The organism is Cellulomonas sp. McL0606, assembly GCF_058248365.1.
On sequence record NZ_CM177779.1, the window covers coordinates 4,098,050 to 4,120,506 of the forward strand.

Annotated in this window: 24 protein-coding genes and 3 pseudogenes; 11 read left to right on the forward strand and 16 right to left on the reverse strand. The window is 74.5% G+C overall.

Annotated features, from left to right (window positions below):
* Positions 1–11 precede the first annotated feature (11 nt).
* On the forward strand, positions 12–1,256 hold the full coding sequence (locus AC38ZX_RS21030) for a serine hydrolase domain-containing protein (RefSeq protein WP_491295779.1): 1,245 nt from the start codon (positions 12–14) through the stop codon (positions 1,254–1,256).
* Here AC38ZX_RS21030 and AC38ZX_RS21035 read toward each other — a convergent pair.
* Both AC38ZX_RS21035 and AC38ZX_RS21040 read right to left on the reverse strand, forming a co-directional pair.
* A pseudogene (locus tag AC38ZX_RS21035) lies at positions 1,160–1,372 on the reverse strand (DUF1905 domain-containing protein); the annotation flags it as partial. The gene AC38ZX_RS21030 and the pseudogene AC38ZX_RS21035 overlap by 97 nt on opposite strands.
* A 121-nt stretch (positions 1,373–1,493) precedes the next feature.
* Complete coding sequence (locus AC38ZX_RS21040) at positions 1,494–1,952, reverse strand: VIT1/CCC1 transporter family protein (RefSeq protein WP_491295780.1); 459 nt, start codon at positions 1,950–1,952, stop codon at positions 1,494–1,496.
* 103 nt (positions 1,953–2,055) lie between these two features.
* Here AC38ZX_RS21040 and AC38ZX_RS21045 point away from each other — a divergent pair, with 103 nt between their 5' ends.
* Positions 2,056–2,919: an aminoglycoside phosphotransferase family protein gene (locus AC38ZX_RS21045; RefSeq protein ID WP_491297518.1), complete on the forward strand. Its 864-nt coding sequence runs from the start codon at positions 2,056–2,058 to the stop codon at positions 2,917–2,919.
* A 9-nt stretch (positions 2,920–2,928) separates the two neighbouring features.
* On the opposite strand, the gene AC38ZX_RS21050 is transcribed toward AC38ZX_RS21045, so the two are convergent.
* Together AC38ZX_RS21050 and AC38ZX_RS21055 are read right to left on the reverse strand one after the other, a co-directional pair.
* A complete protein-coding gene (locus AC38ZX_RS21050) occupies positions 2,929–3,252 on the reverse strand; it encodes an ArsR/SmtB family transcription factor (protein WP_491295781.1) in 324 nt (107 codons plus the stop codon).
* The gene (locus AC38ZX_RS21055) at positions 3,249–3,707 is read right to left on the reverse strand and encodes an SRPBCC domain-containing protein (RefSeq protein ID WP_491295782.1); all 459 of its coding nucleotides are present in this window, start codon (positions 3,705–3,707) and stop codon (positions 3,249–3,251) included. Before AC38ZX_RS21055 ends, AC38ZX_RS21050 begins: the two co-directional genes overlap by 4 nt.
* 96 nt (positions 3,708–3,803) lie before the next feature.
* Here AC38ZX_RS21055 and AC38ZX_RS21060 point away from each other — a divergent pair, with 96 nt between their 5' ends.
* The 6 genes and pseudogenes from AC38ZX_RS21060 to AC38ZX_RS21085 all read left to right on the forward strand — a co-directional run bounded on the left by AC38ZX_RS21060 (position 3,804) and on the right by AC38ZX_RS21085 (position 7,813).
* Positions 3,804–5,108 (forward strand): CoA transferase, encoded by a 1,305-nt coding sequence (locus AC38ZX_RS21060; RefSeq protein ID WP_491295784.1) that lies wholly within the window; start codon positions 3,804–3,806, stop codon positions 5,106–5,108.
* A 49-nt stretch (positions 5,109–5,157) separates the two neighbouring features.
* Positions 5,158–5,652, forward strand: a complete 495-nt coding sequence (locus tag AC38ZX_RS21065; RefSeq protein ID WP_491295786.1) for an FBP domain-containing protein — start codon at positions 5,158–5,160, stop codon at positions 5,650–5,652.
* Positions 5,653–5,851: 199 nt separating this feature from the next.
* Positions 5,852–6,259: pseudogene (locus AC38ZX_RS21070) on the forward strand (DUF4037 domain-containing protein); the annotation flags it as partial.
* 139 nt (positions 6,260–6,398) lie between these two features.
* The gene (locus AC38ZX_RS21075) at positions 6,399–6,677 is read left to right on the forward strand and encodes a hypothetical protein (protein ID WP_491297554.1); all 279 of its coding nucleotides are present in this window, start codon (positions 6,399–6,401) and stop codon (positions 6,675–6,677) included.
* 10 nt (positions 6,678–6,687) lie between these two features.
* The gene (locus AC38ZX_RS21080; protein WP_491295787.1) at positions 6,688–7,248 is read left to right on the forward strand and encodes a dihydrofolate reductase family protein; all 561 of its coding nucleotides are present in this window, start codon (positions 6,688–6,690) and stop codon (positions 7,246–7,248) included.
* Positions 7,249–7,285: 37 nt separating this feature from the next.
* Positions 7,286–7,813 (forward strand): GNAT family N-acetyltransferase, encoded by a 528-nt coding sequence (locus tag AC38ZX_RS21085; protein WP_491295788.1) that lies wholly within the window; start codon positions 7,286–7,288, stop codon positions 7,811–7,813.
* Positions 7,814–7,816: 3 nt separating this feature from the next.
* Here AC38ZX_RS21085 and AC38ZX_RS21090 read toward each other — a convergent pair whose 3' ends face one another.
* Both AC38ZX_RS21090 and AC38ZX_RS21095 read right to left on the reverse strand, forming a co-directional pair.
* A complete protein-coding gene (locus AC38ZX_RS21090) occupies positions 7,817–8,941 on the reverse strand; it encodes a peptidoglycan-binding domain-containing protein (RefSeq protein ID WP_491295789.1) in 1,125 nt (374 codons plus the stop codon).
* A 112-nt stretch (positions 8,942–9,053) separates the two neighbouring features.
* On the reverse strand, positions 9,054–9,755 hold the full coding sequence (locus AC38ZX_RS21095) for a DinB family protein (RefSeq protein WP_491295790.1): 702 nt from the start codon (positions 9,753–9,755) through the stop codon (positions 9,054–9,056).
* A 133-nt stretch (positions 9,756–9,888) separates the two neighbouring features.
* On the opposite strand from AC38ZX_RS21095, the gene AC38ZX_RS21100 reads away from it, so the two are divergent.
* Positions 9,889–10,335 (forward strand): NINE protein, encoded by a 447-nt coding sequence (locus AC38ZX_RS21100; protein WP_491295791.1) that lies wholly within the window; start codon positions 9,889–9,891, stop codon positions 10,333–10,335.
* Positions 10,336–10,338: 3 nt separating this feature from the next.
* Here the strand turns inward: AC38ZX_RS21100 and AC38ZX_RS21105 are convergent, their stop codons facing one another.
* From AC38ZX_RS21105 to AC38ZX_RS21135, 7 genes and pseudogenes are all read right to left on the reverse strand, one after another.
* Complete coding sequence (locus AC38ZX_RS21105) at positions 10,339–10,524, reverse strand: hypothetical protein (protein ID WP_426593761.1); 186 nt, start codon at positions 10,522–10,524, stop codon at positions 10,339–10,341.
* 43 nt (positions 10,525–10,567) lie between these two features.
* A complete protein-coding gene (locus AC38ZX_RS21110) occupies positions 10,568–11,755 on the reverse strand; it encodes a hypothetical protein (protein WP_491295792.1) in 1,188 nt (395 codons plus the stop codon).
* A 7-nt stretch (positions 11,756–11,762) separates the two neighbouring features.
* Entirely contained in the window at positions 11,763–12,263 is a 501-nt protein-coding gene (locus tag AC38ZX_RS21115) for a GNAT family N-acetyltransferase (RefSeq protein WP_491297521.1), read from the reverse strand.
* 255 nt (positions 12,264–12,518) lie between these two features.
* Positions 12,519–12,656, reverse strand: a pseudogene (locus AC38ZX_RS21120) (SRPBCC family protein); the annotation flags it as partial.
* A gap of 9 nt (positions 12,657–12,665) precedes the next feature.
* Positions 12,666–14,279, reverse strand: coding sequence for an FAD-dependent oxidoreductase (locus tag AC38ZX_RS21125; RefSeq protein ID WP_491295793.1), 1,614 nt, complete (start codon positions 14,277–14,279; stop codon positions 12,666–12,668).
* Between the two features lie 80 nt (positions 14,280–14,359).
* Positions 14,360–15,022 carry a pyridoxamine 5'-phosphate oxidase gene (pdxH, locus tag AC38ZX_RS21130; protein ID WP_426593766.1) on the reverse strand — a complete coding sequence of 221 codons (663 nt, stop codon included), beginning with the start codon at positions 15,020–15,022 and terminating at the stop codon, positions 14,360–14,362.
* Entirely contained in the window at positions 15,019–15,669 is a 651-nt protein-coding gene (locus tag AC38ZX_RS21135; RefSeq protein WP_491295794.1) for a DUF998 domain-containing protein, read from the reverse strand. Before AC38ZX_RS21135 ends, pdxH begins: the two co-directional genes overlap by 4 nt.
* 92 nt (positions 15,670–15,761) lie before the next feature.
* On the opposite strand from AC38ZX_RS21135, the gene AC38ZX_RS21140 reads away from it, so the two are divergent.
* Both AC38ZX_RS21140 and AC38ZX_RS21145 read left to right on the forward strand, forming a co-directional pair.
* A complete protein-coding gene (locus AC38ZX_RS21140) occupies positions 15,762–15,890 on the forward strand; it encodes a hypothetical protein (protein WP_491295796.1) in 129 nt (42 codons plus the stop codon).
* Between the two features lies 1 nt (position 15,891).
* On the forward strand, positions 15,892–16,302 hold the full coding sequence (locus AC38ZX_RS21145) for a VOC family protein (protein WP_426593770.1): 411 nt from the start codon (positions 15,892–15,894) through the stop codon (positions 16,300–16,302).
* An 83-nt stretch (positions 16,303–16,385) separates the two neighbouring features.
* Here the strand turns inward: AC38ZX_RS21145 and AC38ZX_RS21150 are convergent, their stop codons facing one another.
* The 3 genes from AC38ZX_RS21150 to AC38ZX_RS21160 all read right to left on the reverse strand — a co-directional run bounded on the left by AC38ZX_RS21150 (position 16,386) and on the right by AC38ZX_RS21160 (position 22,263).
* Positions 16,386–16,823 carry a MarR family winged helix-turn-helix transcriptional regulator gene (locus AC38ZX_RS21150; protein ID WP_491295797.1) on the reverse strand — a complete coding sequence of 146 codons (438 nt, stop codon included), beginning with the start codon at positions 16,821–16,823 and terminating at the stop codon, positions 16,386–16,388.
* 110 nt (positions 16,824–16,933) lie between these two features.
* Complete coding sequence (locus AC38ZX_RS21155) at positions 16,934–19,663, reverse strand: hypothetical protein (RefSeq protein WP_491295798.1); 2,730 nt, start codon at positions 19,661–19,663, stop codon at positions 16,934–16,936.
* A complete protein-coding gene (locus AC38ZX_RS21160) occupies positions 19,660–22,263 on the reverse strand; it encodes an FtsX-like permease family protein (RefSeq protein ID WP_491295799.1) in 2,604 nt (867 codons plus the stop codon). Before AC38ZX_RS21160 ends, AC38ZX_RS21155 begins: the two co-directional genes overlap by 4 nt.
* Between the last annotated feature and the right edge of the window lie 194 nt (positions 22,264–22,457).

Genomic DNA, 22,457 nt, shown 5'->3' on the forward strand with positions numbered 1-22,457 from the left:
ACGCTGGTGGGATGGATGGGGTGCGGGCTGCGGTCGAGGGTCACATCGGCGACGGGGTGCACGGGGCGACGTGGTTGGTCGACCGCGCGGGGGCGGTCGCCACGGGGTCGGCCGGGTCGTCGGGCCCGGACGCGCTCTTCCGGATCTCGTCGGTGACCAAGCCGGTCATCGCGGCGCTCGCGATGACGCTGGTCGACGACGGGACGCTGGTGCTCGACGACCCGGTGGACCACCTGCTGCCCGAGCTCGCGGAGCGCCGGGTGCTGCGCACGCCCGACGCTCCGCTGAACGACACCGTCCCCGCCGACCGGCCCATCACCGTCCGCGACGTGCTCGAGTTCCGGCTCGGGCTGGGCATGGACTTCGCCGGGCCGTTCCCAGGCACCGTGCTGGGCGCGCTCGTCGACCGCGGTCTGGCGGTCGGCCCCCCGGCGCCGCAGCACGGGCCGGGGCCGGACGAGTGGATGCGGGTGGTGGGTGGCGTCCCGCTCTCTGTACAGCCTGGTACGCAGTGGCTGTACAACACTGGCGCGCAGGTGCTCGGGGTGCTCGTCGCACGAGCGACCGGGCAGTCGCTGCCGGACCTGCTGGCCTCGCGCGTGACCCGGCCGCTCGGCATGCGGGACACGGGGTTCCACGTGCCGGCCGACCAGCTGGGCCGGCTCGGGCCGGTGTGGATGGGCGACCAGGTGTACGACCAGCCCGAGGGGCAGTGGTCGCGGCCGGGCGCCTTCCCCGACGCCGCCGGTGGGCTGGTCTCGACCGTCGCGGACCTGCACGCGTTCGCGACCGGCCTGCGCGACGGCGCGCTCCTCCCGCCCGAGGCTCTGACCCTGCTCGTCGCGCCGGCCGTCGGCCCGCACGACCCGGACGGGGTCGAGGGATGGGGGCTCGGGCTCGGGGTCACGGTCGCAGACCGTCCGGACGGCCGGCACGCCGGCAGACGGGTGGGACGGGGGCCTGGGTGCCACCTGGTGGACGGACCCCGTCACCGACACGATCGCGATCCTGCTGACGACCGACGCGTGGACGTCCCCGCAGCCCACGCCGGTGTTCGTGGACTTCTGGACGGCCGCCTTCAGCGCGGGGGCAGCACCGTCAGACGCACCGTGACGGTGTCGCCCAGCTCCAGGTCCTCGGCCTTGCGCACCCAGTCCTTGAGCGGCACCACGTACAGGCCGTCCTTGGGCCACAGCGCGGTCTCCCACGACGTGCCACCGATGCCGACACGCACCGGGATCATGCCCCAGCCATAGGTCACCGCCGACGAGACCGCCTTGATGCTCGCGGCCTCGGGCGCGGGCACCGTCACGAAGTGGAACGGCGCCGGACCGCGCCAGGGCCAGATCTCGCCGGTGATCACGAAGTCCATCGCGCCAGGATCGCCGCGTCCGCTGTCGAGCGCGAGCGGGCGCGGGCTCGCGCCGACGGGTGGCGCACAGGGGTCGCCGGTGCCGAGCCCTTCACACAGCCACACGCGTCCGGGAGGCGGATCACAGGTCGATCCCCAGGTCGACCTCTACCGCGCTCAGGTCCAGGAGGCTGCCGAGCGCGATCGTGATGAGCATGGTGACCAGCCCGATGCCGACCGTTCGCAGCACCGCCCGCCGCACCGGCACGCGGCCCGATCGGGCCGCGAGCGCGGCCGGCAGCGAGGCGCCGAGCGCGAACCCGCCACCCGCCCGGGCCGCCGCACGCCAGGGGCTCTGCTCCGCAGTCATCGCGTCCAGCCGGTACTCGGCATCGAGCTGCGCGGCGAGGGCGTCCCGCGCCGTGAGGTCCTCGGCGACGCGCCGAGCCAGGGCGGGTTCCAGACCCTTCCCCTCGTAGATGGCCGCCAGATCGGCCAGCTCCGCGGCCGGGTCGGTGTCGATCCGGCGACGCTCCGCGTCGATGAGCGCCGCCCGGGCGTCCTGCTCGTCGGACGACTCGGTGAACCGGATGCCGCCCATCGTTCGCACCACGTCAGGCTATCGACGGCCCCTCGGTCGGGCTCGGCGCGGCGGAATCCTGTTGGCAGCCGGACCCCGTTGCTGCTCGACTCGGCCGGTGCGCATGCATGCCGACGAGCTGGAGATCCCCGCCGAGCTGGTGCGACGGCTGGTCGCCGACCAGCTGCCGCACTGGTCCGGCATGCCGGTCGGCAGGGTCCCGTCGAGCGGCACGGACAACGCGATGTTCCGCCTGGGCGAGGAGATGGTCGTGCGGATGCCACGCATCCACTGGGCCGCGGGCGGCGTCGACCACGAGGCGCAGTGGCTGCCGCGCCTCGACCTGTCGGTGACCATCCCGCGGCTGCTGGCCGTCGGGTCGCCCGGGCTCGGGTACCCGTGGACGTGGTCCGTGCTCACCTGGGTGCCCGGCCGCAACCCCGTGCTCGGCGAGCTGGCGAACCCGGTCGGGCTGGCGCGAGACGTCGCCGGGCTGGTGCGCGAGGTGCGCGCGATCCCTCTGACCGGCGGTGCGCAGAAGGCCGGACCGCTCGCCGACCGGGACGTGCAGGTGCGTCGCGACATCGCCGCACTCGTCGACGACCTGGACGCCGCGTTGGTCACCGAGATCTGGCAGGACGCGCTCGCCACCGCCGAGTGGACCGGCGAGCGCACGTGGGTGCACGGCGACATCGCCCCGGGCAACCTCCTGCTCGTCGACGACCGGTTGACCGGCCTGATCGACTTCGCCGGCATCGGCGTCGGCGATCCCACGCTCGACCTCGGCATCGCGTGGAACCTGCTTCCGACGCGGGCCCGGGCGGTGTTCCGTGACGAGCTCGGCGTGGACGACGTGGACTGGAAGCGTGGGCGGGCACGGGCGCTGGCGCAGGCCCTGGTCCAGCTCCCGTACTACCGCGACACCAATCCGGTCCTCGCTGCGAACGCACGGCACGTGATCGCCGAGGTGACGGCGGACGCGGGCTGAACGTCGTCGTCAGTCGGCCGCCATCGACTCGGCGATCCGGGCGATCTCGGAGAGCCGACGGTCCCACTGGGCACCGATGGCGTCCAGCGCGCGGGCGGTCTGGTTCAGGCGAGAGCCCAGCGCGCGGTAGCGGATCTCGCGGCCGACGCGCACGGGCTCCACCAGACCGGCGTCGGCGAGCACGGTGAGGTGCTTGGCGATGGCCTGGCGGGTGACCGGCACCATCGTGGCCAGGGCGGACGCGGACAGGTCGGCCCGGCCGAGCTCGGTGAGGATGGCCCAGCGCGTGTCGTCGGCCAGCGCCGCGAACACCGGGACCAGCGTGGTGCTCACGCCGCACCCTCGAGGTAGTCGACCAGCTCGTCGAGCTCGGACGTCCACCCCTCCCGGTTGGAGCTCATCGCGACCACCGGGTCGCGGCTGAGCAGGCCGAAGCCCGACTCGACGACGGACAGGATGGTCGCATCGCCGTCGGGGACCAGCGTGTACCGCACCTGCGTGGAGTTGTCCGCGGCGAGCGGCTGGCCGGGGGTGCCCCAGGTGAACGCGAAGACCGCGGGCTCGTCGACCTCGTCGATCCGGACGGGGAACTCGCCGTAGCCCTCGAACCCGAACACGCCCTCGCCGCCGACGCGCAGGTCGGGCAGCTCCGCCTTGTTGCCCAGCCACTGCGTGATCAGGTCCCCGCGCGTGATCGCGGCCCAGACGCGGTCCGGGGTCGCCTTGATGTGCACGGAACGCGTGACCGTGTAGTTCTCGGTGTCGATGACGGCGGCGGGCTGGCTCATGGGTCGTTCCCTTCGGGTGCGGACGGTTGTGCAATTCCAGAGTTGCACATGGGTACCGTCAACCGCAACCCGTCGGTTGCCTCCTACAGTGGAGGGATGCTCGACCAGATCCTGGCGGCCGGCCTGCATCCGGCCTCCGCGTCCCTGACGGTCGACGGGCACGGCGACCTGCCCTCGGCGTTCGCCGTCACCGAGCTCGCCGTCGCGACGGTCGGCGCCGCGGGTCTCGCCGCGGCCGACCTCCTGGGGATCGCCGACGTCCACGTGGACCGGCGGCTGGCGTCGATGTGGTTCGGGATGTCGATCCGGCCCGACGGCTGGGCCCCGCCGCCCCCGTGGGACCCGGTCGCGGGCGACTACCGCACCGCCGACGGCTGGATCCGGCTGCACACGAACGCGCCCGTGCACCGCGACGCCGCCCTCCGAGTGCTCGGGGTCGCGGGCACCCGGGAGGCCGTCGCCGACGCGGTCGCGGGGTGGGCCGGCGACGCGCTCGAGGACGCCGTCGTCGCGGCCGGCGGGTGCGCCGCGGTCATGCGGACCGCCGCCGACTGGGCCGCCGGGCCGGCCGGGAGCAGCGTGCTCGGCGAGCCGCTGATCGACTGGACCACCTCGGGCGCGGCGCCGCTGGACCTCGCCCTCGCGCCCGCCCGACCGCTGGCGGGGCTGCGCGTGCTCGACCTGACGCGTGTGCTGGCCGGACCGGTCGCCACGAGGTTCCTCGCGCTGCTCGGTGCCGACGTGCTCCGCATCGACCCGCCCTGGTGGGACGAGCCCGGCGTCATCCCCGAGGTGATGCTCGGCAAGCGCACCGCCCGGCTCGACCTGACCACCGAGCCGCTCGCCGAGCTGCTGACCGGCGCCGACGTCCTCGTGCACGGCTACCGGCCGGGCGCCCTCGACGGGCTGGGACTCGGCGCGGACGCCCGACGGCAGCTGAGCCCGGGACTCGTCGACGTCAGCCTCGACGCGTACGGGTGGACCGGCCCGTGGCGCGGTCGCCGCGGGTTCGACAGCCTCGTGCAGATGAGCACCGGCATCGCGGACGCGGGCATGCGGCACTACGGCCACGACTCGCCGACCCCGCTGCCGGTGCAGGCGCTCGACCATGGCACCGGCTACCTCCTGGCGTTCGCCGCGTTGCAGGGCGTGGCGCGCAGGCTCGCGACCGGCGAAGGGGCGTCCGCCCGCCTCTCGCTGGCGCGGACGGCCGCGCTGCTCACCGGTCCGCCGGCAGACGCGTCGCTCGAGCCCGAACGTCCGCAGGACGTCGCACCGGCCGTCGAGCACACGTCGTGGGGCCCGGCCAGGCGTCTCGTCGCTCCGGTCGCGATCGACGGCGTGCGCTGGGAGACGGACCGGCCGGCCCGGTCGCTCGGATCGGACCGCGCGGCCTGGTGACGCATTGGGTTGGACACGTGGACGGCCCCGGCGCATCATCGACGACGACATGCTGCCCCTGACCGAAGCCCAGATCCGCGCGTCGTTCGTCAACTGCTCGCGCGGCGAGGCGTCCAAGGTGACGCTGCCCGCCGACCTCGACGAGACCCGCTGGGACCGCCTCGACTACTACGGCTGGATCGACCGCAAGGCGCCCCTGCGCGCATACGTGGTCCTGACCGTCGGCGACGCCCCCGTCGGCATCGCCCTGCGCGCACCCGAGGACACCGCCGGACGCCGACGGGCCGTGTGCGCGTGGTGCGAGGACGTCTACGCCACGGACGAGGTCTCGCTCTACGTCGCTCGCCGTGCCGGCGCGTCTGGCCGCAACGGCGACACGGTCGGCACGCTCATCCACACGACGTTCGGCTGCTCGCGCAACGTGCGGCGCATCCCGCGGATCGTGGAGGCAGGCGACGATCCCGACGGGCTGGTCCTGCGGCGCATCGAGGGCCTGCGCGAGCGGTCCGTGCGGTTCGCCGACGAGGTCCTGCACGGTGGCTGACCGCGGCGCCGACCTGGCGCGCGCGTACTACGGACAGGTGGTTCGACCCCTCGTCGAGAAGCGGTGGCCCGGCCTGCCGCACGCGGCGGCGCGGCTCGGCGGTGGGTCCGACGTGCTCGGGTACGACGACGAGGTCTCCCGCGACCACGACTGGGGCCTGCGGCTCGACCTGCTGGTCGAGCCGTCGCTCGTCGTGCCCGTGGACGAGCACCTGGCCCGCGAGCTGCCCGAGACCTTTGCCGGTCACCCGACGCGGTTCGCCACGACCTGGGACCCGTCGGCGCGCCACGGCGTCGCCGTCAACAGCGTCGAGGAGTTCGCGCGAGGCCGCCTAGGCTTCGCCGCGTCGGAGCCGCCCAGCCTCGACGAGTGGCTCTCCCTGACCGGTCAGGCCGCCCTGGAGGTCACCGCCGGGCCCGTCTTCGCGGACTCCGACGGTCGGCTGACCGCGGTCCGTGGCCGGCTTCGGTGGCTCCCCGACGACGTCTGGCGGTACGCCGTCGCGACCGACTGGGTGCGGGTCCGCGACGAGCTGCCGTTCGTCGCCCGGACCGGCGCGTCGGGCGACGACCTGGGCTCGCGGCTCGTCACGGCGCGGCTCGTGCGGGTCCTCGCGCACCTCGGCTACCTGCTCGAACGCCGGTGGCCGCCGTACGCCAAGTGGTTCGGCCGCGGGTTCACGGCTCTCGCACGCCGGCCGCGCCCACGAGCAGCTGCTCCGGGCGCTCGCCGGCTCCGGATGGGCGGTGCGCGAGGACGCCCTGGGCGCCGCCGCCGGGATCCTGCTCGCCGTCCAGCGGGACGTCGGGCTCCCCGTCGTCGACACCGCCGTCGTCCCGTTCTTCGAGCGCGGCTCACGCGGCATCGGACTCGTTCCGGAGGCGGTGGCCGGCAGCATCGTCGACGACGCCGTGCGCGCCCTGCCCGTGGGGGTGGGGACGGTCGAGCAGTGGGTCGACGACGTCGCCGTGCTCATGGACCCCGCGCGCCGGATCCGCGCGGCACGGTCGATGCTCGACGGCTAGCGTCGTTCGCATGCCCGTCATCCTCGACATCACCATCTCGCTCGACGGCTTCGTCACGGCGCCGAACGCCGGGCCCGACAACGGCCTGGGCGACGACGGCCTGGCCCTGCACGCCTGGGCCATCGGCAATCGCACGCCCGAGGACCTGCGGCTCCTGGCCGCGGGTACCGCCGCGACGGGCGCCGTCGTGATGGGCCGGAACACGTTCGACGTGGTGGACGGGCCGAACGGGTGGAGCGACGAACGGCACTACGGCGCCGACCAGGGCGACGCAGCCGCCCCGCCGCCGTGCTTCGTCGTGACCCACACGGCACCCGAGCACGTGCGGCTCACCGATCGCATGACGATCGTCACCACCGGGCTGCGCGACGCGATCGACCAGGCCCGCGCGGCGGCCGGCGAGCGGCCGGTCGTCATCATGGGCGGCGGGTCGGTGGGCGGCCAGGCGCTGCGCAAGGGGCTCGTCGACCGGGTGCAGCTGCACGTCGCGCCGCTGATCCTCGGCGCCGGCACGCCCTTGTTCGACGGTCCCCGGGTCGAGTCCGTCTCGACGAGGCTGCGACCGTCGTGACGCGCAACGCGGCGCACCTGTGCTACGACGTGGTCCGGTGACCGCGACCGTCCGGCGGGTGCGGGCCGACGAGTGGCCGCTGGTGCGCGGGCTGCGGCTCGACGCGCTCCGGGACCCGGACGCGCACCTCGCCTTCCTCGACACGTACGAGAACGCCTCCGCGTCGCCCGACGACCACTGGCAGGCACGCGCCGCCGGCTCCGCGCAGGGAGACCACGCCGCCCAGCTCGTCGCGGTCGACGGTGACGCCTGGGTGGGGACGGTAACGGTGCTGGTTCAGCGCGCCGGCACGCAGGATCACCACGGGCGGCTGATCGAGCGCAACCGGACGCTGCTGGTCGGCGTCTACGTGCGCCCGTCGCACCGCGGCGCCGGGGTGATCGACGACCTTCTCGACGCCGCCGTGGACTGGTGCCGTGAGCACGGGTTCACCACGCTCACGCTCGACGTGCACCGCGACAACCCGCGGGCTGAGGGCGCGTACCGTCGCGCCGGCTTCGCCCCCTCAGGCGTCGAGCTCACCGGCGCGATCGGTCCGGAGATCGAGATGGTCCGGACGCTCTGAGGGTCAGTCCGTCGACGAGGGCGCCGGCGCCGGTTCGAGCACCGCGGCCAGCGCCTTCTGGAACGCCTCGATCGTCACGGAGTCGACCACGCCCGTGGCCGGCACGCCGAGGTTGGTCTGCGCCGACGCGACGGCGGCCGTGAGCGCGTCCGACCACTGACCGTCCACCGGGCCGTCCCAGTACCCGGCGAGCTTGAGCGTCTGCTGCAGCGCGGCGGTCGTGAGCATCGTCGCCTGTGCCGTGGCCGCGCCCTTGGCGGTGAGCGTCGCCTCCAGCGCGTCGGCCGTCGCCCTGTCGACGGTGCCCGTCTGCGGGAGATCGTTCGCCGCCTGCAGGGCGACGACCGCGGCGACGGTCAGCGGACCGAAGATGCCGTCGATCGGGCCCGTGTAGTAGCCGGCGTCCGTCAGCTGCTGCTGCAGGGCGAGCGTGTAGCTGCGGATCACGTCGGACGCCTGGGCCTGCCGCTCATCGGACAGGCAGCCGGACTGCGCGAACAGCTGGATCCACGCCACCTGCAGGGCGACGACCGCCGAGTTGAACTGCTCCGACGCCTCACGCAGCGGGGTGTCGTCGCTGATGCCCTCCTTGGTCGACGCGAAGTCGGCCTCCGCCTGCTTGACCCGGTCCACGGTCGCCGTGGGGATCAGCGGCGTGGGAGTCGGGGTCGGCGTCTCGACCACCGCCGGCGGCTCGGTCCCCGACGCCGAGGCCTGGGCCGCGGCCACGGCTGCCTCCGCATCGGCGACGTCCTGCTGGGCCTTCGCGACGTCGTCGCGCGTGCTCACCACGTCCTTCGCAGCGTCCTGGGTCGCCTGGCTGGGCTTCTCGAGGTCGGCGCCACCCGTCGCGACGTCACCCACGGTGACCGCCGACTGGTTGATCAGGTCGCCGTAACGGTCGAGCGCCGTGATGTACGACGCCGCCGAGGTGCAGAACGCTGCCGACGCGTCCGCGGCGGCCTTGTTGGCGGTATCGAGGGAGTCCTGGGCCTTGGTCAGGTTGGCCTGGGCGATGGCCAGCTGCGACTGCGGCGACGCGTTGCCGCCGCCGCTGCACGCCGCCGTGAGCAGCAGGCTCGCGGCGAGCACGATCACGCCGAACCGCTTCGTGTTCTGGGCGTCCACGGGAGCCCTCCCTCTCGCACGACGTAGACCTGCAGGTCACGGCACCGGGACCTGGGCCGACAGTAGCGGGGGATTCGCCGCCGGTGGCGCGATTTGCCCGGATGTCGCGGGGTCAGCCGCGCTGCTCGAGCACGGACAGGTCACGTTCGGCGTAGCGGCGGTGCCACCACTCCTCGTTGAGCACCACCCGCAGGCACGCCCGGGCGGTGAAGGTGTCGCCCTCGTCGGGCCAGCCAGGACCGACCAGCGGGTCGCCGACGACGTCAAGGACCTCGTCGGTCAGGCCGTCGACGACGCCGCGCACCAGGGTCATCGCCGCCAGCCGGAGCGCGAGCGCCTCGTCGAGGGTCGGGCGCGCGTCCCGGTCGTGCGGCACGCCGGGGCGCGGTGCCATCTGGTCCCAGGGCAACGACATCGGGTGCCACGGGCTGGGGTCGCCCAGGACCGCCCGCCCCACCCAGGACTCCGACGCGAAGGCGAGGTGACGCAGCGTCTGGATGAACGACCACTCCCCGTCCACCGACTCGTGCAGACGCTCGGCCGGCAGACGTCGCGCCCGGTCCACGGTCGCGGACCAGAGGCGTTCGTTGACGACCCACGCCTCACGGAAGCCGTCGGCGGTGGTCGGCCGGAACAGGGGTCGCTCGGGGTAGCGGCGGTCCAGCTCGGCGTCGACGAGCGGTCCGACGTCGACGCCGTTGATGACCAGGCCCTCGATCTCGCCCTCGATCGTCGTGCCCGAGAACTCGACGTCGCGCATGACGACGCCGTGAAACCCGACCGACCGGAACGTGGCGCCGGTCAGGTTCACCATCGAGAACCGGGCGCCCGTCAGGTCGACGTCCTCGAAGCTTCGCGTCGCTCATCCGGTCAGGTTAGGCAGCAGCACCGACAGGACGACGGGTTTACGCTCTAGGAACCCGCCCTCGCGACCCACGGGAGCACCCGTGACCGACCTGATCGACAGCCCCTCGAGCATCGACGACTGGTTCGAGCGTCCCGTCGTCACGCGCATGCCGCCGAGACCGGCGACCCACGAGATCCCGCTCCTCGCGGCCACCGTGCGCTACCCCGTCGGTCGGGTGCCGGACGTCCAGGACGCACCCGTCCGGGCGACCGCCGCCCCGCCACCGCCGCAGACGTGGATCCGGTCCCGCGTGACCGCCGGGCTGCTCGGGGTGTTCCTGGGCGGCCTCGGCCTGCACCGGATGTACCTGGGCTACTGGAAGCGCGGCCTGGCCATGCTCGCGATCTTCGTCGTCGGCGGGTTCATGACCTTCGGCCTGGCGGCGATCATCGTGTGCGCCGTCGGGTTCCTCGAGGGGCTGATCTACCTGTCCGTGCGCCGCGGCCGGTTCTCCCGGGACGCACGCGGCCGACCCCTGCGCGGCTGACCGTCAACCGCCGTAGACGCTCTTGAGCAGCTCGTAGACGAGCACGCCCGGCCAGATGAGCGCCTTCGGGATCGCGAGCGCGAACAGCCAGAAGGTGTCGGCCTGCTGGAAGTAGTAGACGGCGGCCCCGATGAAGCCGAAGCCGTACACGACACCACCGCCGGCGCCCCGCGCCGAGTCCTTCGCCATGCCCGTACGGTCCGGCACACCGGGGTCTCGGGTCAAGGCCGGGTCAGGCCGAGGCGTCCATCTGCTCGTTCAGCGCCGTCAGGTCGTCGACGAGCCCCTGGACGCGTGCCTGCTCGGTCGCGGCCGCCGACTCGGCCGCCGTGATCGTGGCGTCCCGCGCGGACAGTGCGGCGTCGTCGCGCGCGAGCAGGCCGGCGGCCGTCGCGAGCGTCTTGTCGGCCGCCGCCATCGGCAGGTCCGTCCCGTCCCACCAGACCCACGAGAGCCGCAGCCGCGACCGCTCGCCCGGGGACATGGCGGCCACCTCGGCGGCCTTGGACTCGTAGAGCTTCCGGTAGGCGTCGCGCGACTCGGTGTCCGCCGTCAGCTGCGCCCGTGCCTGTGCGTTCGCCGTCTCCGACGCCAGCAGCGCCGTGTTCGCGGCCGTGATCTCTGCGGCCATGCGCACGATCCCCCCGTGCACGGCCGTGTACACGCCGACGAGCGCCGCGCGGTCGGTGAAGTAACGCGCGTACACCTGCTCGAGGCGCGGGTCGAGACCGGCCACCTGGGTGCCCAGGTAGGCGAACAGCTCGGTGGGCCGGCTCTCCGGGTGCGTCCCGACCGAGCCGGCGATCTGGGCATGGATCTCGTCCTTCGCGGGGACGGCCGCGGCGGCCGCCTCCAGCAGAGGCGTCAGGTCCTTCTGCTCCGCCGGCGAGAGGCGCTCCCACGCCGCGTGCAGCGTCTCGTGCGCCGCCGTGGTCACGGCCTGCCCGGCGATCCGCGGGTCGGCCGGCTGGTACACGACGATCGAGTCAGTGCCGGGCAGGTAGCACCCGACGAAGCCGCTCGCAGCGAGCGCGTGGGCCGAGCCGACGTCGTCGCACCGCCCGGCGAACGCGGCCTCGTCGAGAACCTGGGGCCGCGTCGCGTAGAAGATCCGTCGGCCTTCGTCCGAGAAGTGCGCGGCGTCCGCGAGCGCGACGGCGGCGGCGCTCGGCGGCGGCACGACCAACGGGCCGTGCAGGGCGGCGGACGCCTGGTCCAGGACGGATACCAACGGTGCGGTGCCCTCGCTCCACAGCCAGATCCCGACCAGGATCACGACGACGAGCGCGGCCCACCGGCCCCGGCCACGTCGACGGTTCGGTGGCGTGGGCGGCGGCGGCGGCGCCGTCCGTTCGTCGACCACCCACTGCGGCACGCGCCCGCTGGCGGATCGCGGGAGGTCGTCGGGAGCCAGGTGCACCACTGGGCTATCGGTCGTTCCGGTTGTCGGCTGGAGGCGTCACACCGTCTGCCAGGGCCAGCCGGTAGAAGACGCTGTTCGGGTCGAGCCGGTAGTCGGCGAACGGCCCGCAGGGCTCGAACCCCGCGCGCTCGTACAGCCTGCGCGCCGGCGCGAAGTAGTCCTCGGCGCCCGTCTCCAGGTGCACCGTCCGGTAGCCGCGGCCGGTGGCCTCGGTCAGCACGTGGGTCAGCATCGCCGCGCCCACGCCCCGGCCGCGCGCGTCCGGGCTGGTGCGCATCGACTTGAACTCGCCGTCCAGCGCTGCCAGCTCCGTGAGCGCGACGCAGCCGAGCAGCGCTCCCGTCCCGTCGCGAGCCGTCCAGAACGAGATGCCCGGCGCGGTCAGCGCGCCCGGGTCCAGGGCGTGCACCGACTCCGCCGGGGAGGTGGCGAACATGTCGGTCAGGTGCTCCTCGAGCAGCGCGAGCACGTCCGGTCGCTGCGGGTCGTCCGCGGCGACCGTCACCGTCTCCAGGACGCGCTTGAGCCGTTCCAGGTCGGCGACGACGAGCGCCTGGTCGCGGTCGAGGTCCGCATCGCTCATCCCGGGCTCGCGACGCAGCGTGAAGACGACCTCGCAGCGGTCGCCGTCCGCGAGCGCCCGCAGCGGCACGTGCACCGTCTGGCCCGAGGGCAGCGTCACCACGTGGTCGAGCACGCCGAACAGGTTCTGCGGCGCCATCTCGACCCGTACCCGGCCCTCGGCCGTCACGACGAACCAGGCGTCGTCCTCCTGCACGACGGCGCTGCCCAGCCCCGGCGCCCACCGGGGCAGGTTGGCCACGTCCGAGGCGAACGCGTACACCGCCGCCACGGGTCGGTCGATGCGCACCGCCAGGTGCCGGGAGTCCGTCGCCACCCGGTGATGCTAGTTCGGGACCGAGAGCGCGAGGAACTGGTGGACGTACGCGATGGCCATCCCGCCCTCGCCCACGCCCGCGGCCACGCGCTTGACCGACCCGGACCGCACGTCGCCTGCCGCGAAGATGCCGGGCACGGTCGTCTCGAGCGCGAGCGGGTCGCGCGGCTGGGTCCACCGACCGGTTCCGCGGGCGTCGGCGCCCGTGAGGATGTAGCCGTTCTCGTCGCGCGCGACCTCGTCGGGCAGCCAGCCGGTGACGGCGTCCGCGCCGATCATCACGAACAGGACCTCGATCTCACGGGTGTCCACGAGGCCGGTGCGCCGGTCGGCCACGCCGATCTTCTCGAGCGCGTCCTGCCCGTGCAGAGCGACCACCTCGGACCTCGTCTGCACCGTGATCCGGCGGTTGGCGCCGATCTGCTCGATCAGGTAGGTCGACATGCTCGCCTCGAGCGACTCCCCACGCACCACCAGAGTCACCGAGCCCGCGTACCGGGAGAAGAACATCGCGGCCTGACCGGCCGAGTTCCCCGCGCCGATGATGACGACGTCCTTGCCGTGCGCCAGGCCCGAGTCGCTGCGCGCGGCGCCGTAGTACACGCCCTTGCCGACGAACCGGTCGATCGACTCGATCGGCACGTGCCGCCACTCCACGCCCGACGTCAGGACGACCACGTTGGCGGCGATCTGCGCACCACCGTCCAGCGTCAGGGTGCGGGCGACCGGATCGATGGCCTCGATGGCGCGGGTCACGACGATCTCGGCCCCCAGCCGCTTGGCCTGGCGCAGCGCCTTCGCGGCCAGCTCGTCGCCGGACACCCCGAACGGGAAGCCCGTGTAGTTCTCGATGCGGGTCGACGTGCCCGCCTGCCCGCCGGGTGCGAACTTCTCGACGACGAGCGTGCGCAGCCCCTCGGCGGCCCCGTTGACCGCGGCCGTCAGCCCGGTGGGTCCGCCGCCGACGATCACCACGTCGTACGCGTCGTGCGCCGGGATGACCTGCAGGCCACCCGCGAGCGCGATCTCGCGCATCGTCGGACCGACGAGGCGGCGACCGTCCGCGGGCTCGACGACGGGCTCGGCGCGGTCCGCGGTGTTCACCGTCTCGAACGAGACCCGGTTGCGGTGCAGGAACGTGCGGATGTCGTGCACCCGCGGATCCACCAGCGGGCCGACGACGACCATGTCCGGCGTGGGCTTCTCGGCGGCCAGCTCCTTGAGCCCCTCCATCCGGCCCTGCGCGAGGGCGCCCACCGCGGCGACCACCTGCGGCGCCGTCGCGGCGAGCGTGAAGAACGTGCCGACGTCCACCCGCAGGATCCGCGAGGGCTCGACCGCCGCACAGCTGGCCGGCATGTTCATGCTGAGCATGACCGGCACCTCGCCGTACAGCTCGCCGGGCCCGCGCGGACCGATCACCCGTTCCACGCCGTTGACGCTCTTGGTCAGCTCGACCAGGCCCTCGACGACGACGAACAACGCCCGCTCGTCACCCTCGTGCACGGCGAACTCGCCCGGCAGCAGCGCGATGTCCTCGACCGACCGCGAGAGGAACTCGAGCTGGTCCGGCGTCAGGTCGGCGAACAGCGGGATAGCGACGAGCTCGTCCGGACGGATCACGTGGCCCTCTTGGTCGTGCGGCAGGCGTGGACCTCGCCATCGTCGCAGACCAGGGATGTGCGAGACGTCGGCGGCGGGGGCTAGGGCTGCCGACGGTGGACCGTCCAGGCGTCCGCGGTGGCCAGGTCGCCGGGCGCGGTGCGCACGTAGACCAGCCGGTCGTGGAGGCGGTCGCGCCGACCGGCCCACAGCTCGACCTCCGCGCAGTCGATCCGCCAGCCGCCCCAGCCGTCGGGCACGGGCACGTCGCCGGGTGAGCCGGTGTCCGGGTAGCGCTGCGCGTACCGCTCGAATGCGGCCACCAGGGCGGCGCGGTCGGCGACCGGGCGGGACTGCCGGGACGCCCAGGCGCTGATCCGCGACCCCCACGGGCGGGACCGGAAGTAGTCGGTGATCTCGTCGCGACCCAGTGGCACGGCCGTCCCCCGGAACCGGATCGCCCGGTACATCGACGGCCAGGTCAGCGCGGCCGCGATGCCGCCGGTCGCCACGATCTCGGTGCTCTTGGCGGAACCCAGGTCGGTGACGAACCCCGGGCCGGCCGCGTCGAGGAACCGCATGAGCACCGTGCGCACGTTCGGCTGCCCGGACGCGTCGACGGTGGCCACCGAGAGTGCCGTGGGCTCGACGACGTCGGGGCGCCGCTCGGCCTGCGCGAGCCAGTCGCGGACCTGCTGCAGCGGCGTGGGTGCGAGGTCGGCCTCGTCGAGACCCTCGCCGAGGTACTCCCGGTGCTCGGTCACGACGCCGGCTCGATCCGGTGCGCCGCGAACAGGCCGAGGCAGAAGATCCACACGCTGATGCTCAGGATGTGCGCCCGCTGGCTGACCCCCACGGCCCACGCGGGGTCGTCGGTGCTCTGGTACCAGCCGAACACAGCGCTGGCCACGACCCCGCCGAGCCACACCACCCACCAGGCGACGCGCCGGAACCAGGCGGGTCCTGTGGTGCGGACGGCGAGCCAGACCGCCGCAGCGCCGAGGAACAGGGCGGTGTCCGAGACGATGCTGCTGCCGTCGTGCACGCCCGTCAGGAGCCCGGCGTCGGGCACGTCGCAGACGGTGCCCGGACCGCAGGGGGAGGCGATGACCGCGGCGAGCGACGCACCGAGCGCGAAGACGATCGTCGCGACGACGAACGCATCCCGCCAGATGCCCCGGGGCAGCCGTCGCCCGACCGCGGGCAGCAGCGCGACGACCAGCGCGGCGCAGACGACGTCGGTGACCCGCAGCAGGGTGGCGTTGGCCTCGCCGGGCGCCTCCAGCTCGCTGACCACGGCGGACATGCCGTGGAACCCGCGCAGCACCCAGTCGATGAGGAAGTTGCTGTAGAGCAGCGCCGCGAGCGCACCGGCCACCAGGGGCGCCACCAGCAGCGGCCGTCGACTCACGCTCACCGGTCCCCCGCACCTCCGCCCGCGCTCACGCTACCCGGTGCCGTCGACGGGTGCGCGCACGGGGCGGGTGCTGGTAGGCAGGCCGTATGGACCGACACGCAGTGCACACCGACCACGCTCCCGCAGCGCTGGGGCCCGCCAGCCGTGCGAACGTCGGCCCACCCCGCGGGCTGTTCGTCTCGATCGGGGCCATCGACTTCGCCGTGGAGGCCTGACATGGAGATCCAGCTGAGCATGCTCGGCGTGATCGTGCGCGACATGCCCGCGGCGCTGCGGTTCTATCGGATGCTCGGGCTCGACATCCCGGCCGAACAGGACGCGAAGCCGTTCGTGCTGCACCGCATGGGCAGCGGCGTGACGATCTTCTTCGACACCGTCTTCGCGGTCCGCTACGACGCCGACCACACCATGCGGACGGGCGCAGGCTACGGGTCGCTGTTCGAGTTCTACCTGGGCGACGACGCCGCCGTCGACGCGAAGTACGCGGAGCTGACCGCGGCCGGCTACCACGGGCGGCTGGCGCCGGAGCAGACGTTCGGGCCGTATGCCGCGATGGTGGACGACCCGGACGGGAACGTGGTCCTGCTGACCTCGGACAACGCACTCCATGCGGCCGAGACGCCCTGACCGAACCTGCTGCCGCGACCGCTCGCACCCGGTTGATCGTCGCCGCTACTCGGGGTTGGGCCGGTCGGGCCGGTCGGGCCTGGTCAGCCGCGAAGACGCATCGCGTCGGCCGGGTCGAGGCCGCCCAGGATCCGCCCCAGCACGCGGTCGAGGTCGGCGATGTCGGTGGCCGTCAGCCGGTCGATCACGTGCCGCCGGACGGTAGCGACGTGACCGGGCGCCGCCTCCGTCACCGCCGCGAGCCCGGCCTCCGTGAGGATGGCGTTCGTCGCGCGTCCGTCCTGCGGGCACGGCGCGCGGCGCACCAGGCCCCTGCCCTCGAGACGTGCGACCACGTGGGAGAGCCGCGCGAGCGTCGAGCTGGTCACGGCCGCCAGGCCGGTCATGCGCAGCGTGTGCTCGGGCGCCTCGGAGAGCATGGCGAGGACGAAGTACTCGAAGTGGCGCAGGTCCGAGTCGCGCCGGAGCTGGGTCTCGAGCGTCCCGGGCAGCAGCTCGACGACGGCGACGGCTTCTTCCACGCGCTCAGCTGCTCGTCCGTCAGCCACGGGACCGTCGCGTCCATGGTCAGGATGGTAGGCCGCACCGGGTGTCGGAGAAGCACCCGGCCCACGACTTCGTCAGCGCACCCTCAGCACCTGACCGAGCCGTTCGCGGCGGCGGGCGGAGGACTCGACCAGGACGACCACCAGCACCGTGAGGCCAAGGAGCGCGACAGGCAGGACCGCCCACCAGGGCAGCACCACCCCGGGGTCGGTCGCCTGGCCGGTGACGAGCCGCAGCGCGAGCGGCGCCACGATCGTGCCGACGAGGAGCACGCCGAGCAGCACGCCGCCGACCGAGGCCACCAAAGCCGACGGCAGCAGCCACCGGCCGCTACGCGTGCGGCGCCTCGTCGGCGCAACCCGAGGACCCGGGCGGTCGCGAGCGCCCGGGCGCGCCCCGGAGCGGACGCCGCGGCGTCCAGGACGACGATCAGCACCCCGAGCCCAGCGCACACGGCGGCGACGAGCAGGACGAGCGCAAGGAGACCGTCGGCCAGCGGGTCCGACCGCCGGTCCGCGAGCCACCGGGCACGCGTCAGCACGTCGGCCCCGACCGGCGCGGCCGCGGTGCGGGCGGCTGCCGACGCCTGTGGGCCGACCGCCCACACCGTGTCCGGGGTCGCCGCGACCTGGTCGGCGCTGACCGGCAGGGATCCCGTCTGCTGGGCGCGAGCGGCGTCCAGGGCCTCGACGACCGCGGCCAGAGCCGCACGGTCGACCACCACGGTGGGGCCCGCAGGCGTGCCGTCGGGCCGCTGCGTCGGCAGCGCGGGCACCCGCCCGACGGGTTCGAGGTCGATCGTCACGTCCCCCCACTGCATCGACGGCCGGGTACCGACCAGGGGACCTGCGACCAGTGCAGGCAGCGGACCGGGCGCCGTGCGCGTCTGCGCGGCGACCGAGGCGTCGGCCAGCACGGCAAGACCGGGGGCGGCCCCGAACGGCGTCCGCGCGAGCAGCCTGCCGTAGGCGGCGGGGTCCACGGCGAGGACCCGTACGGCCTCGACGCCGCGCACGCCGAAGAGGTCGCTGCGTGGCTGAACGCGGCCGACGGCCACGGCATCGACGCCGTCGGTGGCGGCCAGCCGGCCGGCGACGTCCTGCAGCGACGCGTCGGGCATCGTGGTGCGCACCAGGGCGTCGGCTCCCACGCTGTCCCACGAGCCGTCCCGCTGGCCCGCGCGTGCCGTGCCGAGGAGGGCACCGCAGAGCGCGACGAGCGTGGTGACCACGACGAGCGCAACGAACGGCAGCAGGGCTCCCGTCGACCGGGCGCGCGCGACCGAGAGCAGCGGGCCGGCCCGGCGAGACCGGCGCGCGACGCGCAGCGCACCATCGAGAAGCAGGGGCACGGCGCGCCACAGCAGCAGCGCCCCGGCGGCCGCGACGAGGACCGGCGCGGCTGCGAGCAGGACGTCGGCAGGTCCCGACAGCGACCGGACCCCGCGCGTGCGCAGTGCAGCCAGCGCGGCGAGCGCGAGCACCAGCAGCGCGACCTCGAGCGACGCCCGCCGCACGGTGCGGACGCGCTGAGCGAGCCGTCGGCGGTGGCGGTCGGTCGGGACGCGGCGGGCCTCGCTGCGGGCCGCCGTCAGCGTCGCGAACCCGGGCGGCGCAAGAACGCCCACGGCCACCACCGCGACGACCCAGGGCCACGTCAGCGGGCCCGGGGCCGCGACGACGCCGGCCGCCACGCCCACCGCGGCCCCGACGCCGACGACCACGACCGACTCCGCGCCGGCCCGACCGGCGATGCCGACGAGGGACGAGCCGCGCGCCCGCACCGTGCGCAAGCCCGGTGACCGCCGGCGCGCGAGGAGGTCGGCCGCGACGAGGAGCACCAGGATGGCGCCGCACGCCAGTCCCGCGAGCACCACCATCGCTTGCGACCAGGTCGCCGCGACGCGCTCGCGTACCTGCGGCAGGACGACGTCGAGCCCCGACGTCACCCTCGGCCCGGGCCCGGGAGCCCCCAGCAGCTCAGGCGACGCCTCGAGGCCCGCGAGCCGCGTGAGCAGCGCACCGGAACCGCGGTAGTCCAACGCGTCCGGATTCACGGGGAGCTCGAAGGTGCGCGTCACACCGTCCGGCTCGAGCGCCGCGCGGGCCGCGGGCAGCGAGGCCGCAGACAGCAGGCCACCCACGACGGTCGTCGGCGCGCCGCTCGGACCCACGACCCGCGGTCGCAGCACCTCGGGCAGACCCGTCCACACCCGATCCAAGGGGTTCCGCGCGTCGAACACCCCGGTGACCAGCACCTGCACCGTCGTCTTGTCGGGCTTGGTGGCCACGAAGGTGTCACCCGCACCCACACCGAGGACATCGGCCACCGCGGCGGAGAACGCGACCTGCACGGCGCCGTCGGGCCCCGGACGGCCCGGGGCGGTCCCGGCGACCCAGCTGACGGCCGGCTCCTGCCCCGCCCACAGGTAGGACATCCACAGGACTCCACCGGTCGGCATTCCCGGGGTGCTGATCCCGAGGTCGGTGCTCGTGGCGGCGGCGACGGGCGCTCCGAGCACGGCTCGCAGCGACGGCGGCAGCGCGGCGGCGATCCCGCGCGCCGCGTCGTCGACGCTCGACACCGTGTCCGTGGCGTCGGCCTCGGCGTTCGACTCGCCGGCGCCGTAGCTGCTGGTGACGACGAGGTCGACCGGCGGATCGGACCGTGCGACGGCGGTCCGGACGGCGTCGTCGGCCCGTCCGCTGAGCAGCGTGGGCACCGCGACGGTGAGGCCGACCGTGAGCGCGACGACGAACATCGTGACGAGCAGCGGCCATGCGTCGGCGCGTGCCCGACGCCAGGCGACCCTCATGAGAACGGGTCCGTCCGCAGACGGCTGATCGTCGCGCGCCGCACGGCACGGGCCGCGAGGGGCACGACGACGACGGCGCAGCCGAGCGCCAGCGTGACGACCGTCGCCACCTGCGCCGGCCACGGCCACTGTGCCACCGCCGCCGGAACCGGTTGTAGTCCCTGGGTGGAGACCGCCAGGAGCGGGCCGATCGCCCAGCAGGCGAGCGCACCCAGCAGCCCGCCGAGGAGCAGCGGAATCCCCGTCAGGACCCCCTGCTCGGCCAGGACGGACGTCAGCACCGAACGCCGCCGCGCGCCGAGCCCGCGCAGCCGGGCCACGTCGAGCTCGCGCGCGTCGAGCGCGGTCGTGGAGTGCAGTGCGGTCCCGACGAGCGCGAGCGTGATGGCGGCGACGACGAGCAGCGCGGCTGCCGCTCGCTGCGCGGCGCGCAGGGGACCGTCGGCGCTCTGGTGCGCGAGCGTGGTCCGTTCGGTCACCGGGCCGATTCCCTGCGCCTCGAGCGTGGCGCCGGCGCCGGCGGGGATCGCGCCGCCCACCCACCACGCGTCCGTGAGGCTGTCGAGGCTGCCGTGGCTGAGCGCGGCGCGGGACAGCGTGTCCACGTCCGCGAGCAGCGCCGCGGCGCGCGGCTGTGAGGGGACGTAGGCGGTGATGCCGCGCACCTTCGCCTGCACAGGGGTCACGCCGAGCGAGAGCTGCACGCCGTCACCGACCTTGACGCCGAGCTCGTGCGCGAGCTGTGCCGACACCACGACGGGCACGACGTCGACCGGGCGGAACGCGAGCGCGGTGATGTGGCCGGCGGACCAGTAGAGCTCCGGCAGGGAGGCTGTGCCGTCGAGGCTCAGCCGGACGCCGTCGGGCGTGCCGGCCGCGGTGACGCGTCCGAGCAGGGCGTCGGCGTAGCCGTTCGTCGGTGGGCGCGCCGCCGACCAGTCCCCGGGCGACAGGGACGCGTCACGCAGCGTCACGTCCAGGTGGAATGCGGGCGCGCTCTGCTGGTCGCGGTCGCCGGCGCCGGCGGCGGTGAGCTGGGCGTCCACGGCCACCAGCCGGGCGTCCTTCGGAATCGCCACGGTGAGGGCGTGCGACGCCGAGTCGAGCGCGATGACGCCCGCCGGAACCGCGGCGCGCGCGCCGTCCCGATCCTGCACGACGAGGCTGAGGGTGGCGTCGATCTGGACGCCGTCCGCGACGTGGCCCGACACCAGCAGATCCGCGTTCGTGCCGGTCAGCTGAACCCCGCCGACCGACCCCGTCGATCCGAGGCCCGACGTGGCGTCCGCCCAGCCGCCGGTCGGCGGCCGGCCGCGCAGCAGCCCGTCGGCGTGCCGGGTGTCGACGGCGACGAGCCGGACCGCGGCGGCGCCGCTCCGCGTCCGCGAGCCGAGCGTGACGGCCCGGCTGGTGACCGGGCTGACCAGCCCAGCCGTGGCCGCGTGCAGCGACGCGCCCGTGCCGAGCGCGCCGCCCTGCACCGACAGGTCGGTGCCGACGGCTGCAGCCGCCTGCTCGCGCTGGGACTGCGTCCAGGTGGCCGCGAACCCGATGCCGAACGTGGCGCACGCCGTCGCCAGCACCACGAGGAACGCCGCCGCCGTGCCTTGCGGGCGACGCGCCACCCCCCAGGCGGCGAGCGGCAGGGTCAGCGAGCGGGCCGACGCCGCGCGCGCGTCGGCCCGACGGGCGAGCAGGGAGAGCGGACGCAACGCGAGCGCCGCGCCAGCGAGCAGGCACAGCACAGGGGCGACGACGAGGACCGGGTCCACCGCGCCGCCCGTCGCGATGCCATGGTCACGCAGCTGCAGGTACGCGACGACCGCCAGCGCGAGCAGCAACAGGTCCGCGCCCGAGCGAGCCACCACGCCGACGCGGTCCACGCGGCCCCCGCGCACGGTCCCGGGGCGCAACGAGGGAAGCACCAGGAGGCCGCCGAGCGTGAGGGCGACGGCGGCGACCGTCGCGACGAGCGGGAGCAGGCCGCCCTCCGGCACCCCCACAGGGTCGAGGCCGACCCTGCGGCCCAGCACCTGGTACAACCCGAGCGCGAGCGCCGTCGCCGGGACGGTGCACACCACGGCGAGCACGCCCGCCTCGACGGACGCCTGGGCGACCAGGCGCCCGTGGCTCGCCCCGCGGGCGGCGAGCAGCGCGGCTTCCGGCGCACGTCGAGCGGCGACGAGCCGGGCGGCCAGCACGACGGTCGTCCCCGCGAGCGCGCAGCCCAGCAACGCCACCACGAGGACGCCGGAGCCCGTCACCTCGCGCTGCCGGCGCGCATCGTCGAACGTGCCCACGATCGGCAGGTCGGGGACGAGGTTCTGGGTGCGGTCGCCGAGCGCGCTGGCCAGAGCGCCGCCGAGCCCGTCGACGGTCACCCCGACGTGCGCGACCTGCGCGGCGTCCGCGTGCGACAGGTCGGGCTGCACGTGCAGAGTCACCCGGCGCAGGGGGATCTCGCTGGCGGCGAGCGCACCCGGCGCGACGACGAGCGGCCCGTAGGCGCTGATGAACCCGCGGTAGTTGGGGCTCACCCCGGTCCCGGCGAGCGGATCCTCCGTCCACCCGGTGCCGGAGCGTGGCACGAACGTCCCCACGACCGTCAGCTCGGGGCCTTGACCGCCGGGCGCACCGGCGAGCGCGGTCGAGCTCCCCGACGGCGAGCCGGAGCACCCCGGCCGCCGACGCGGGCACGGCAACCTCACCCGCGGCGACCGGCCAGCGGCCCGACGTGATCGTCGCGCGCGCGTCCGGGTCGTCGAGATCGGCCAGGTACGACAGGCGCAGGGCG